The sequence below is a fragment of the Paraburkholderia sp. BCC1884 genome (assembly GCF_900996225.1).
GTDB lineage: Bacteria > Pseudomonadota > Gammaproteobacteria > Burkholderiales > Burkholderiaceae > Paraburkholderia.
The window spans coordinates 506523-518833 of the sequence record NZ_CAAJGL010000101.1 but is presented as its reverse complement, the minus strand read 5'-3'; the positions used below and the strand labels follow the sequence as shown (position 1 = coordinate 518833).

Annotated in this window: 11 protein-coding genes and 1 tRNA gene; 4 read left to right on the top strand and 8 right to left on the bottom strand. The window is 62.0% G+C overall.

From position 1 onward, the window contains the following. Positions 1 to 36: 36 nt before the first annotated feature. Positions 37 to 1239, top strand: coding sequence for a chromate transporter (locus FQ705_RS24715; protein WP_144145247.1), 1203 nt, complete (start codon positions 37 to 39; stop codon positions 1237 to 1239). Positions 1240 to 1263: 24 nt separating this feature from the next. On the opposite strand, the gene FQ705_RS24710 is transcribed toward FQ705_RS24715, so the two are convergent. The 5 genes from FQ705_RS24710 to FQ705_RS24690 all read right to left on the bottom strand — a co-directional run bounded on the left by FQ705_RS24710 (position 1264) and on the right by FQ705_RS24690 (position 9231). Then, positions 1264 to 1722, bottom strand: a complete 459-nt coding sequence (locus FQ705_RS24710; RefSeq protein ID WP_144145244.1) for a CopD family protein — start codon at positions 1720 to 1722, stop codon at positions 1264 to 1266. 254 nt (positions 1723 to 1976) lie between these two features. Beyond that, positions 1977 to 4301 carry a DNA topoisomerase IV subunit A gene (gene parC / locus FQ705_RS24705; protein WP_144145238.1) on the bottom strand — a complete coding sequence of 775 codons (2325 nt, stop codon included), beginning with the start codon at positions 4299 to 4301 and terminating at the stop codon, positions 1977 to 1979. Between the two features lie 58 nt (positions 4302 to 4359). Further along, entirely contained in the window at positions 4360 to 6345 is a 1986-nt protein-coding gene (locus FQ705_RS24700; protein WP_144145235.1) for a DNA topoisomerase IV subunit B, read from the bottom strand. Between the two features lie 361 nt (positions 6346 to 6706). Continuing rightward, entirely contained in the window at positions 6707 to 8650 is a 1944-nt protein-coding gene (locus FQ705_RS24695; RefSeq protein ID WP_144145232.1) for an ATP-binding cassette domain-containing protein, read from the bottom strand. A gap of 179 nt (positions 8651 to 8829) precedes the next feature. Next, positions 8830 to 9231 carry a DUF4399 domain-containing protein gene (locus FQ705_RS24690; protein ID WP_144145231.1) on the bottom strand — a complete coding sequence of 134 codons (402 nt, stop codon included), beginning with the start codon at positions 9229 to 9231 and terminating at the stop codon, positions 8830 to 8832. A 319-nt stretch (positions 9232 to 9550) separates the two neighbouring features. On the opposite strand from FQ705_RS24690, the gene FQ705_RS24685 reads away from it, so the two are divergent. After that, positions 9551 to 9742 carry a rubredoxin gene (locus FQ705_RS24685; RefSeq protein ID WP_144145227.1) on the top strand — a complete coding sequence of 64 codons (192 nt, stop codon included), beginning with the start codon at positions 9551 to 9553 and terminating at the stop codon, positions 9740 to 9742. Positions 9743 to 9991: 249 nt separating this feature from the next. Then, positions 9992 to 10066 (top strand) — tRNA-Arg (locus FQ705_RS24680). 75 nt (positions 10067 to 10141) lie between these two features. On the opposite strand, the gene FQ705_RS24675 is transcribed toward FQ705_RS24680, so the two are convergent. From FQ705_RS24675 to FQ705_RS24665, 3 genes are all read right to left on the bottom strand, one after another. Next, positions 10142 to 10849: a glutathione S-transferase N-terminal domain-containing protein gene (locus tag FQ705_RS24675; RefSeq protein ID WP_144145224.1), complete on the bottom strand. Its 708-nt coding sequence runs from the start codon at positions 10847 to 10849 to the stop codon at positions 10142 to 10144. A gap of 118 nt (positions 10850 to 10967) precedes the next feature. Beyond that, the gene (locus FQ705_RS24670; protein WP_144145222.1) at positions 10968 to 11189 is read right to left on the bottom strand and encodes a hypothetical protein; all 222 of its coding nucleotides are present in this window, start codon (positions 11187 to 11189) and stop codon (positions 10968 to 10970) included. Positions 11190 to 11401: 212 nt separating this feature from the next. Next, on the bottom strand, positions 11402 to 11590 hold the full coding sequence (locus FQ705_RS24665) for a CsbD family protein (protein WP_144145220.1): 189 nt from the start codon (positions 11588 to 11590) through the stop codon (positions 11402 to 11404). Positions 11591 to 11765: 175 nt separating this feature from the next. Between FQ705_RS24665 and FQ705_RS24660 the strand changes: the two genes are divergently transcribed. Beyond that, entirely contained in the window at positions 11766 to 12092 is a 327-nt protein-coding gene (locus FQ705_RS24660; protein WP_144145217.1) for a hypothetical protein, read from the top strand. The last annotated feature ends 219 nt before the right edge of the window (positions 12093 to 12311 follow it).

The window sequence follows — 12311 nt, the reverse complement described above, 5'->3', positions numbered from 1 at the left end:
AAGAGCGGGCGCCCGCATACCGGGCGTCCATACGCCATGCAGACAATCACGAGCCAGGATGCTGCAAGACGAGGCAACCGGGAACCGCTGTGGACGCTGTTCCGAGTCGTGTTCGGCCTGTCGGCCTTGTCATGGGGCGGCCTCGCCCTGATGGCGCAGCTTGAAAATCACTACGTCGAGCGCGAAGGACGGCTGTCGCGCGTCGCCTTCTCCGATCTGATCGCCCTCGCCTGGATGGTGCCCGGACCGGTGGGCTGCAACGTCGCCGTGCAACTGGGACACGCGCTGCGCGGCCGCGCCGGTGCGTGGGTAGCGGGTGCGGCGAGCGTGCTGCCGTTCTTCGTGCTGATGACGTTGTTCGCGATCTTCTACCGCACGCCGATCGTGCGCGCCGCCGCCTCGGAGACTCTGCTCAGTCACTTCAGCGTCGTGCTGGCGACCTTGATTGCGATCACCTGGTACAAGCAGACGCGCGCGCTGATACGCGGCAAGCTCGAATGGGCTGCGGCGGCGATCGGCTGTGTGGCGCTGTTCTATGCGCGCAGCCCTGCCGCCTATGTGGTTCTGCTCGGCGGCGCATTCGCCGCGGGCTGGCTGGTGAGTCCGGTGCGCAATACCCGCGTGGAGGTGTCGTTCGCGCGCGGCGACTGGCAACTGGTGGCCGGCCTAGGTGTGTTGCTCGTGCTGTTCGCACTGCCCTTGCCGCATCGCTATGAACTGGCGCTGCTGTGGCCGCGCCTTGCCGGAGCCGGCATGACACTGTTCGGCGGCGGCTTCTCGGCGCTGCCGGTGCTCAAGACGCTGTTCGTCACGCCGGCCATCGGCATTTCGGACAACGACTTCACGTTGGCATTCTCGCTCTCGCCGCTTTCGCCTGGGCCGCTGCTGAATGTGGTGCCGTTCTTCGGCTATCTGGTGGATGGCTGGCCGGGTGCGCTGATAGCCACGCTCGCGTTGTTCGTGCCATCGGGATGTCTCGTCGTGCTGGCGCAGCGCCATCTACATCAGTTGAAGGCGAACCCGCGCTTCGAGCACGGCATGCGGATCTTGCGTGCGGTGACCACCGCGTTTCTCGCGGTGGCCGTGCTACGGATTGCCGGACACGTGCCGTTCAAACCGGCCTATCTGATCACCGCGCTTTTTTCCGGCATGTGCTTCGCGAAGCTCAAGGTGCCGGTCTACGCGGTGTATGGAACGGTAGCGGTAGTGTGCGGGTTGTGGCTGGCTTATGGGGCTTAGAAAAGGCCCCGAAACCCGCGAGGCTTAAAACCCGCGCGACAGCACCGCGACGCCGATCGTCACCACGCCCAGCACGATATTGATCAGTACCAGACGCCGGATCGTACCGACCGCCTGCGCGCCATCGGGCCACTTTTGCGCCTGCACGGCGCGGCGAATGCGGGGAAACACGGCAAAACGGATATGGCCGAAGATCAGCATCATGACGATCCCGAGACCCGCCATCGCATGCAAGGGCCACGTGGCGTGACCGCCGCCGAATTGCATCAGCAGAAAACCGCCGGTAAGCAGGATCACCAGCACGGCTGCGGCCACCCAGTTGAAGAAGCGGCCAAACACCGATTCCCACAATGGCAGACGTAATTGCGGCGACAGATCGGCAATTGCCGGGCGCAGACAGAAATGCGCGAACACCATCCCACCTACCCACACTGCAACCGCGAGCAGATGCAGAAAGAGCGCGAGTTCGATTGCCTTATTCATGTTGTTTTCCTCTCCCGACGACGCCACACCGCTTATGACGAATGATATTTGCGGCGGCTATTGAGCGCATTCGACCGCGCGCGGTGCACGCAGTTCCGGGCGCCTGAGGCTTTCCCGTCGTTTTTTCTATTTGTTGTTTCTGGTTGTTATTGCAGCACGCCCGCAAAAAGCAGTGCCGCCCCCGAATTAATCCTGCGCACGACAAGCGCCCCGCATGCTAGCAGACGCTCGCCGTGGTCCACCGTCAAGCTTTGTTAAGCCGCCACCACTGGACGCATGCCGTCGAGCTTCATCTTGCATTCAGGCGTGCGCCCCTTGCGCGCCCGCTTGCCGATATGAGGCGTCAGCGCGGCGCCGCTCACCTTTTCTTCGTCGATGCGGCCACCACGGCGCGTACCGATCAACATCACCCCCGCTTTGTTGATGGCAAGCGCCTGCAGCAACGTTTCCTTGTCGTCGAGGCCCATCAGCGTGACGCCGCGGCCGCCGCCCGAAAGCGTCTTCATCTCGTCGAGCCCGAACACCAGCAGGCGCCCATCCGACGACAGACACGCGATGTGCGTGGCATCCGGCAACATCGGCATCGGCGCGAGCGGTGCGGCGCCGGCGTCGATCGTCATGAACGACTTGCCCGCCTTCACGCGGCTCACCATATCGCCGACCTTGGCGATAAAGCCGAAGCCGTTGCTCGACGCGAGCAGCAAAGCCTGATCCGCGGACGCCGCGTAGTAGTGCATCAGGTGACTGCCCGACTCGAGTTCGATCAGCGACGTGACCGGCACTCCGTCACCGCGACCGCCCGGCAACATCGCCACGGCCACCGAATAGACGCGGCCGTTGCTGCCCCACGCCACCAGCGTGTCCGGCGTGCGGCATTGGAACGCGGCGTAGAGGCCGTCGCCCGCCTTGAACGTGAAGCCCGCGACGTCGAGCCCATGGCCCTTCAATGCGCGCACCCAACCCTTCTGCGACACCACTACCGTAACCGGTTCGTCGACCACACGCGCTTCGAACGTGGCGCGCTTTTCCTGCTGGATCAGCGTACGACGCTCGTCGCCGTACTGCTTTGCATCGCCTTCGATTTCCTTGATGAGCAAACGCTTCATCGACGATTCGCTGCCGAGCAGTTCTTCGAGCTTGGCCTTCTCGTCGCGCAGTTCGGCGAGTTCCTTCTCGATCTTGATCTTCTCGAGCCGCGCCAACTGCCGCAAACGGATTTCGAGAATGTCTTCGGCCTGACGATCGGACAAGCCGAACGCAGCCATCAACGCGACCTTCGGTTCGTCCGATTCGCGGATGATGCGGATGACCTCGTCGATATTCAGAAAGACGATCATCCGGCCGTCGAGGATGTGAATCCGGTCGTCGACCTTGCTCAGACGATGACGCGTGCGGCGCGTGACCGTCGCGAAACGGAACGCGACCCACTCGTGCAGGATTTCGCCCAGGCCCTTCTGACGCGGACGACCGTCGCCACCGACCATCACCAGATTCAGCGATGCGTTCGATTCCAGGCTCGTATGCGCGAGCAGCGTGTTGACGAAATCGGTCTGATCGATGCGGCTCGACTTCGGCTCGAACACGAGGCGCACCGGCGCATCTTTGCCCGACTCGTCGCGCACGGCGTCGAGCAGCCCCAGCATGGTCTGCTTGGTCTGCATCTGCTCCGGCGTGAGCGTCTTCTTGCCGAGCTTGATCTTGGGATTGGTCTGCTCTTCGATTTCTTCGAGCACCTTCTGCGCGGCCGTATTCGGCGGCAGTTCGGTGATGACCAGTTGCCACTGCCCGCGTGCCATTTCTTCGATCTTCCAGCGCGCGCGCACTTTCAGACTGCCGCGACCGGTTTCATATGCCGCGGAGATTTCCGCTTCGCTCGAAATGATCTGGCCGCCGCCCGGGAAGTCGGGTCCCGGAATGTGCTGGATCAACTCTGCGTGCGTGATCTTCGGATTACGGATCATCGCCACGGCGGCGCCCGCGACTTCGCGCAGATTGTGCGACGGAATTTCCGTGGCCAGACCGACCGCGATGCCCGAGGCGCCGTTGAGCAACACGAACGGCAGACGCGCGGGCAGCAGGCGCGGCTCGTCGAATTCGCCGTCGTAGTTCTTCATGAAATCGACCGTGCCCTGGTTGATTTCATCGAGCAGCAGTTTCGCGATCGGCGTGAGGCGTGCTTCGGTGTATCGCATTGCCGCTGCGCCGTCGCCGTCGCGCGAACCGAAATTGCCCTGGCCGTCGATCAGCGGATAGCGCATCGAAAAGTCTTGCGCGAGACGCACTAGCGCGTCGTACGCCGACTGGTCGCCGTGCGGGTGGTATTTACCCAGCACGTCGCCGACTACACGTGCCGACTTGACCGGCTTCGCGTTGTCGGACAGGCCCATGTCGTTCATCGCGAACAGAATGCGGCGCTGCACCGGCTTCTGGCCGTCGCACACATCCGGCAGCGCGCGGCCCTTGACCACGCTCACCGCGTAGTCGAGGTACGCGCGTTCCGCGTAGTTGCCGAGCGTCAGAAAGTCGCCTTCGGGAGGCGGCGGCGCGGTGAAAAGGTCGAGAGTGTTATCGTCGTCCATCTAGATTCCGTATCCGTGTTGGCTTGAAGTGGCGGTGCGTTTCCGAGGCGCGGCGCGCTCAGATATCCGCTTCCACTTCATTGCCCTTTTCTTCCAGCCAGCTGCGGCGCGACGCCGCTTCGCCCTTGCCCATCAGCATCGTCATGCGCGCGACCGTGGCGTCGTAGTCGAGTTCGCCCAGCGCGACCGGCGTGAGGCGGCGCGTGTCGGGGTTCATCGTGGTGTCCCACAGTTGTTCCGCGCTCATTTCGCCCAAGCCTTTAAAGCGGCTGATCGACCATTGCGTGTCGCGCACGCCGTCTTTGCGCAGCTTGTCGAGGATCGCTTCGAGCTCGCCCGCGTCGAGCGCGTAGAGCTTTTGCGCCGGCTTCTTGCCGCGTGCCGGGGCGTCGACCCGGAACAGCGGGGGACGCGCCACGCACACATGGCCGCGCTCGATCAGCTGCGGGAAATGCTTGAAGAACAGCGTGAGCAGCAACACCTGAATGTGCGAGCCGTCGACGTCGGCGTCCGAGAGAATGCAGATCTTGCCGTAGCGCAGATTCGACAGATCGACCTTGTCATCGGGACTATGCGGATCGACGCCGATCGCCACCGAGATGTCGTGCACTTCGTTGTTGGCGAACAGCCGGTCGCGCTCGGTTTCCCACGTGTTGAGCACCTTGCCGCGCAGCGGCAGGATCGCTTGATATTCTTTGTCGCGGCCCATCTTCGCCGAACCGCCTGCCGAATCGCCCTCGACCAGAAACAGTTCGTTGCGGCCGATTTCCGTCGACTCGCAATCGGTCAGCTTGCCCGGCAATACGGCGACGCCCGAGCTCTTGCGCTTCTCGACCTTCTGCCCGGCGCGCGTGCGCGCCTGCGCCTGCTTGATGACGAGGTCCGCGAGTTTCTTGCCGAGTTCGACGTGCTGATTCAGCCACAACTCGAGCGCCGGACGCGAAAACGACGACACCAGCTTCACGGCGTCGCGGCTATTCAGACGTTCCTTGATCTGCCCTTGGAATTGCGGATCGAGCACCTTCGCCGACAACACGAACGACACGCGCGCGAACACGTCTTCAGCGAGAAGCTTCACGCCCTTCGGCTGCAGATTGTGCAATTCGACGAAGCTCTTCACCGCCTGAAACAAACCGTCGCGCAAGCCCGATTCGTGCGTGCCGCCGGCCGGCGTCGGAATCAGGTTGACGTACGATTCGCGCATGAGCGTGCCTTCCTCGCTCCACGCGACCACCCACGCCGCGCCCTCGCCTTCCGCGAAAGTCTCTTCGCTCGCGCGCGAGTTTTCGACGTAACGCTCGCCCTCGAAGAGCGGAATCAGCAGATCGCTGCCGTTCATGCCTTCGAGCAGATAACCGCGCAGACCGTCTTCGTATTTCCAGGTTTGCTGCTCGCCGGTTTTCTCGTTGACGAGCGTGACTTCGACGCCCGGCAGCAACACCGCTTTCGAGCGCAGCAGACGCTGCAGTTCGCCGAGCGGCAGGTTCGGCGAGTCGAAATATTTCGGATTGGCCCACGCGGTGACGCGGGTGCCGGACTTCTTGTCGCCTTTCGCGGCGGCCCGCACTTCGAGATCTTTCGCGACGTCGCCATTGGCGAAACTCAGTTCCGCGACTTTGCCCTCGCGCCACACGGTGACGTCGAGGCGCGTGGACAGCGCGTTGGTGACCGACACCCCGACGCCGTGCAGGCCGCCCGAGAACGTGTAGGCACCGCCCGCGGCTTTATCGAACTTACCGCCCGCATGCAGGCGTGTGAAAACGATTTCCACGACCGGCACGCCTTCTTCGGGATGCAGACCGAACGGAATACCGCGGCCGTCGTCTTCGACCGAGACCGAATGGTCCGCGTGCAGCGTGACCGTGATTTGCCGGCCATGGCCACCGAGGGCCTCGTCCGATGCGTTGTCGATGACTTCCTGAATGATGTGCAGCGGATTTTCGGTGCGGGTGTACATCCCGGGCCGTTGCTTGACCGGCTCGAGGCCCTTCAACACCTTGATCGACGCTTCGCTATACGCGGCGCTTGGCTTTTTCGTAGACATGGTTGACTCGGGTGCGTCGGTTCATCGTTGTCCACAGGTCCTGTGGACAGGTCCGTGGACAATGCGTTGAGTTTTCAAAAAAAGCGCAACGAAACAACTAGGTTAGGTGGGGTGCCCGCAATGCGGGCAAGCTGTTTGTCGGCTGGCTTCCCGTGGCACGCTCGACGGTGGTCGAAGCCGGTGCGAACGCCGCGGAAGCCTGTTCGCGAGGTATTTTACTGATTTCGATACTCGCGGCAATTCACAGCACGCGGGATTAGCCATCTGGATAAGGGTCAACGTGGACATTGGCACCGCACTTCGTCTCGAAATGTGGCGAGGGATGGGCGTCTCGCGCGCCATCCCGGTCCTGCCGCGTTCGTTACTTGCGACGCTTTTCCAGTTCGTCCCAACGTTCCAGCGCGACCAGCAACTCTTCGTCGATGGTGGCGTAGCGTTCCGTCAGGCGGGTGCCTTCCTGCGGATCTTTGGCGAACACCGAGCCCTCTTCGAGCTTCGCGCTGATTGCTTTCTGCTCGGTTTCGAGTGCGGCGATCTTCTCGGGCAACGCCTCCAGTTCGCGTTGCTCCTTGAACGACAATTTCGCGGCACGCGGCGAGTTGGCATTGCGGGCGGCGGCATTGTCTTTGGCCGGCGCTGCATCTTTGGCCGTATCTTTGTTGGCCGCTTTCTGCGCGTCGAGCGCCATCTGCTGCGAACGGTCGCGCTGAATCTGCCAGTCCGTAAAGCCACCGACGTATTCGCGCCACTTACCCGCCCCTTCCGACGCGATTACCGACGTCGCGACGTTATCGAGAAACGCGCGATCGTGGCTGACCAGCAGCACCGTGCCGTCGTATTCCGTGAGCAGTTCTTCGAGCAGCTCGAGCGTGGGAATGTCGAGGTCGTTGGTGGGCTCGTCGAGCACCAGCACGTTAGCCGGCCGCGCGAACAGACGCGCGAGCAGCAGACGGTTGCGCTCGCCACCCGACAGCGATTTGACCGGCGAACGCGCGCGCTCCGGCGCGAACAGGAAGTCGCCGAGGTAACTCATCACGTGCTTCTTCTGGCCGTTCACTTCGACCCATTCGCTGCCTGGGCTGATCGTGTCCGCGAGGCTCTTGTCCAGATCGAGTTGCGCACGCATCTGATCGAAATACGCTACCTGCATGTTGGTACCGACGCGCACCGTGCCTTCGTCCGGCGCCAGTTCGCCGAGGATCATCTTCAGCAGCGTGGTTTTGCCCGCGCCGTTCGGACCGACGAAACCGATCTTGTCGCCACGCATGACCGTAGCCGTGAAGTTGTCGACCACCGTGCGCGAACCGTAGCGCTTGGTCACATCCGTCAATTCGGCGACGATCTTGCCGGACTTTTCACCCTGCCCGACGTCGAGCCGGACGTTGCCCTGCACGTTGCGGCGTTCCGCGCGTTGATTGCGCATTTCCACCAGCCGCGCGATGCGGCCGACGCTGCGCGTGCGGCGTGCTTCGACGCCTTTGCGGATCCAGACCTCTTCTTGCGCGAGCAGCTTGTCGAACTTGGCTGATTCGACTTGCTCGATTTCTAGTTGCTGCGCCTTCCTGGTCTGATAGGCGCTGAAATTGCCCGGATACGACAGCAGACGCCCGCGATCCAGTTCGACGATACGCGTGGCGACGCGATCCAGAAACGCGCGGTCGTGGGTGATGAAGAGCAGACCCGCGCGCAGCGAGACCAGCAGGTCTTCGAGCCAGCGGATACCTTCGAAGTCGAGGTGGTTGGTCGGCTCATCGAGCAGCAGCACGTCGGGCTGCACGACCAGCGCGCGCGCCAGCGCAACGCGCTTTTGCATACCGCCGGACAGCGAGCCGACGCGTACTTCGCCGTTCAAACCGATTTGCTGCAGCGTGGTGGCCACGCGGGTGCTCCAGTTCCAGGCGTCCGCGGTGTCCAGCGCCGATTGCAGCGTGTTCATGCGCGCCATCAGCGCGTCGTGCTCCGCGCCTTCCGGCTCGTCGGCGAGCTGGTTGGCGACCACGTCGAATTCGTCGAGTAGCGCGCGGGCGTGCGTGAGGCCGGCCGCGACCGCGTCGAACACGGTGTCGTCCGTATCGAACTCCGGCTCCTGCGGCACGTAGACCGTGGTCAGGTTCTGCTGACGCGTGACGAGGCCGTCGTCAGGCTTGGTCAGATCGGCAACGATCTTCAGCAGCGACGACTTGCCTGCGCCGTTACGGCCGATCAGACCGACGCGCTCGCCCGCTTCGAGGGAGAAATCCGCGTGATCGAGCAACGCGACGTGACCGAAGGCCAGTTGGGCCCCGGTAATGGTGTAAAGCGACATGGAGAATTGGAGAAGACAGCGATGAGTCGGAACTGCTCATTGTACCGGGCGCGCGGGCCGGTGCCTGTCAGCCGGAAGAGATAGGCTGACTGACCGGCTTGCGAAACGCGATCAGGCCGGCTGTAAAGCGAAGGCGGCCGGATGGCGCGTGCGCACACCGGCCGGACGTGCAAAAGCGGTTACTTCACATGCACCGTGATCGTCTTGCTCATTTCCGGTCCGTACGACCGGTGTGCGCCGTCGCCGAATTGCAACGTCAGCGTATGGTCGCCCGGCGGCAGCGTCAGATCGGTTTCGGTCTGGCCCTTGCCGAAGTGCAGCGATTTGTCGTTGGCAGGAATCACCTCGCCCTTGGTCAACGGCTGCCCGTCGATCAGCAGATGGTGATGGCCCGTGCCTTCCGTCATCGTGCCGGCTGGCGCGATTTTCATCCCTTCGACGCCAAACACCACGTGTACGGGATTGCTGACGGTCGCGCCGTCCGCCGGCTGCACGAACGATACGCTCGCGGCCTGCGCCACACCCGATACGGCCAGCAGTCCGGCCAACGCGGCACCGGCCAACCATTTGTTCCTGAACATGTTTTCTCCTTTTTGCGAGACGAGAGTCTTGCGCGGGCCATGCTGACGGCAGTTCGCGCGAGTCGCCTGAGGCAGATCGTCGCAATCCATGCCAGACGCCCAGCGAGCCTGTCCAAATTATTAGCTGCGGATCAGAGCATACACGCTGTGTAAGAAGGTCCGTCGAGTGGGTTCGGAAAGGTCTCAGCCGCGTTGCGGCGCCGCCGCATCGGTAAGTCGCGGTCAATTTGACAAATTCCGGTAATATTGCGGGTCGCCGCCCTGCCCAAAAAAGGGGCAGACTGAGCGGATTTTGCATTGAACTAGAGAAGAGTACGTCGTGAGCGAAGTAATTGAACTGACTGAATATAAGAGCTGGGTCTGCCTGATTTGCGGCTGGATCTACAACGAGGAAGACGGTCTGCCAGAAGAAGGCCTGGCGCCGGGCACGCGCTTCGCCGCGATTCCGGAAGACTGGCGCTGCCCATTGTGCGATGTGGGTAAGGCGGAGTTTGCGGTCGTTGAGTTTTGAGACGGCTCGATTGAGCTGAGCGGACGCGCGCCGTTTTAGCGCGGATCTTCGCTAGCTCTTACGGCCCAGCAGGCGTTGTCTGCTGGGCCGTTTGCTTTGCAGGACGCGCGTTATGCGGACTGCCTCCCGGTGCTTATCGCGTACAGACGTGTTTGCTATACTCTGCGCTCGCCGGCGAATTTGGACTCGCCCGATCCTCGTGGACCTTGTTCCGCTCGAGGATTGCAGCGATCATTCCGGTTCGGTCCTCTCCCTGTAGTTCAATGGATAGAACAAGTGCCTCCTAAGCGCTAGATACAGGTTCGATTCCTGTCAGGGGGACCAACCCACGCTGCCCAGCGTCATTCCGGTTTGCTCATAAAAGCCTCGCATGCTTTCCACTGCGAGGCTTTTTGCATTTCACGCGGGCCGCTTCGGAATATCCAGGCCCTTCGCCACCGCCGGCCGCTCCACAAACGCCGCCAACGCGCGCGTCACATTCGGAAAGTCCTGAATCCCGACCAGATCCCCTGCCTCATAGAACCCAACCAGATTCCGCACCCACGGAAACGTGGCGATATCCGCGATCGAATAAACATCGCCCAAAATCCACTCGCGCCCGTCGAGCCGCTGATTCAACACGCCAAGCAAGCGCTTGGTTTCAGCCACATAACGATCGCGCGGACGCTTGTCCTCGTAGTCCTTGCCGGCAAACTTGTTGAAGAACCCGAGCTGACCGAACATCGGCCCAACACCGCCCATCTGGAACATGACCCACTGAATCGCCTCATAGCGACCAGTCGCGTCCTGCGGAATGAACTTGCCGCTCTTGTCCGCCAGATAAATCAGAATCGCGCCGGATTCAAACAGCGGCATCGGCTTACCGTCAGGACCATTCGGATCGATGATCGCGGGAATCTTGTTGTTCGGATTGAGCGACAGAAACTCCGGCGACATCTGATCGTTCGTGTCGAAACGCACGAGGTGCGGTTCGTACGGCAGCCCGGTCTCCTCGAGCATGATCGACACTTTCACGCCGTTCGGCGTGGGCAGCGAATAAAGCTGGATCCGGTCCGCATGCTCGGCAGGCCATTTCTTCGTGATCGGGAAAGCGGAGAGATCGGTCATAGGGTCGTGTCGCCTTGGTGCGTGAGGTGAGTTGTGCGAGTATTTTGCGATAAACGGGCCGCCAAATATAAACCGACTCGGCGCAACGCGTGCGCGAGCATTGCACTGGCGCTTCACCTCACCACAAATCCTTGGTCGCCGTGCCGGCCCGCACGTTATATCCCTCGCGCCACAATGCGGCGCCCACCGTCAAAAGTAGGGTTTTCTGCTCACCGTCGAGTAATTCCCATGCCGCCGCAAGCCACGTCGCGTAGCTCGCGCAAGTCTGTTCGACATCGACGGGCGCTTTGCCTTCCAGGTACTGCCGCTCGAACATCGAAAGCAGCTTTTCGGGTGTCATTGGCGCTATCTCCGGATTGGATCGCCCAAGGAGACGTCCTTCAGGGCGTGCGCCAAGTCTAAAGGCGACACCACGCGCGCGGAACGCCTGGAGCGTCGAACGCGGGTTACTCCCAGGCAAAATCGGCCAACCAGGCCTACTCTCAAACACACGCGCCCAAAAAAAGAAAAGGCGCCGAAGCGCCTTTCCGTCAAACATCGACGCAAATCACCTTAGTGATTGCGCTTTGCATTGTCCTTGGCGTCTTCCTTGGCGTCGCCGTAGGCCTTCTGCACCTTGCCCGCGCCCTGCTGCAGATCGCCCTTCAGTTCCTTGCCGGGGTTGTCGGTGGCCTTACCAACGGCTTCGTTAACCTTGCCCTTGATTTGCTCGCCCACACCCTTTACCTGGTCCTTGTTCATGTTCGGCTCCACTATTTGGAATGCCGGCGCGACATTACGCCAGTATCCTTATCGAGCAACGGGTGTGCCCGAGCACTGCCAAAGGCGATTTTCTTCTCAGCCGTCACTGAAAAAATATTTCACGAAAGGCCTAAAGTCTCGCCCCAGCCTGCCGTAAAGCTGCGAAGGAGGAGCTATGGACCGCACACTCGTTTCGCTTTCCGGATCATCCCAATCGGCCCTGGCCGACCGCGACATTGCGCACATTGCGCGCGTGATGCGGCCGTCTTTACACGGCGATCTGGGTGGCCCGATCCTGCCGGCGGCCTACTGGCGCAAGCGTCTGTACCATCTGCTCGACACCGCCAACCTGTCCCACGCCCAGCTTTGCACGGTCGACAGCCTCCTGCTTCAGCTCGATCAGTTCGATGCCGACCCGCCGCCAGCATGGGATGCCATGGCCCCGGCGACCGCCGCACTGTTTCCCCCGCCCTATCCGACCAGCGCAGCCCTCCCGCTTTAACTGGCAGCCGCCCGGCACCGTACCGACTACCTGACTCGCCGGCCTACACAAGCCGGCGAGGTCGTTTTTGCGCGCGCAAAAAAGTCGCGGGCAGACGCCGCGCGCCCTACACGTCGCAACGTGGGGAATTCGCGTCACATCGACAAGCGGACACGTCTCGATATGACAGCCGCATTTCGCCGCCGCCAGCTTGGACTTGCGGAAATTTCCTACCTGTAC

Excerpts from the sequence above, each read along its gene's own strand:
- FQ705_RS24710 (WP_144145244.1), bottom strand. The coding sequence starts at position 1,722 with ATGAATAAGGCAATCGAACTCGCGCTCTTTCTGCATCTGCTCGCGGTT.
- FQ705_RS24715 (WP_144145247.1), top strand. The coding sequence starts at position 37 with ATGCAGACAATCACGAGCCAGGATGCTGCAAGACGAGGCAACCGGGAA.
- parC (WP_144145238.1), bottom strand. The coding sequence starts at position 4,301 with ATGGACGACGATAACACTCTCGACCTTTTCACCGCGCCGCCGCCTCCC.
- FQ705_RS24665 (WP_144145220.1), bottom strand. The coding sequence starts at position 11,590 with ATGAACAAGGACCAGGTAAAGGGTGTGGGCGAGCAAATCAAGGGCAAG.
- FQ705_RS24695 (WP_144145232.1), bottom strand. The coding sequence starts at position 8,650 with ATGTCGCTTTACACCATTACCGGGGCCCAACTGGCCTTCGGTCACGTC.
- FQ705_RS24675 (WP_144145224.1), bottom strand. The coding sequence starts at position 10,849 with ATGACCGATCTCTCCGCTTTCCCGATCACGAAGAAATGGCCTGCCGAG.
- FQ705_RS24690 (WP_144145231.1), bottom strand. The coding sequence starts at position 9,231 with ATGTTCAGGAACAAATGGTTGGCCGGTGCCGCGTTGGCCGGACTGCTG.
- FQ705_RS24660 (WP_144145217.1), top strand. The coding sequence starts at position 11,766 with ATGGACCGCACACTCGTTTCGCTTTCCGGATCATCCCAATCGGCCCTG.
- FQ705_RS24700 (WP_144145235.1), bottom strand. The coding sequence starts at position 6,345 with ATGTCTACGAAAAAGCCAAGCGCCGCGTATAGCGAAGCGTCGATCAAG.
- FQ705_RS24670 (WP_144145222.1), bottom strand. The coding sequence starts at position 11,189 with ATGACACCCGAAAAGCTGCTTTCGATGTTCGAGCGGCAGTACCTGGAA.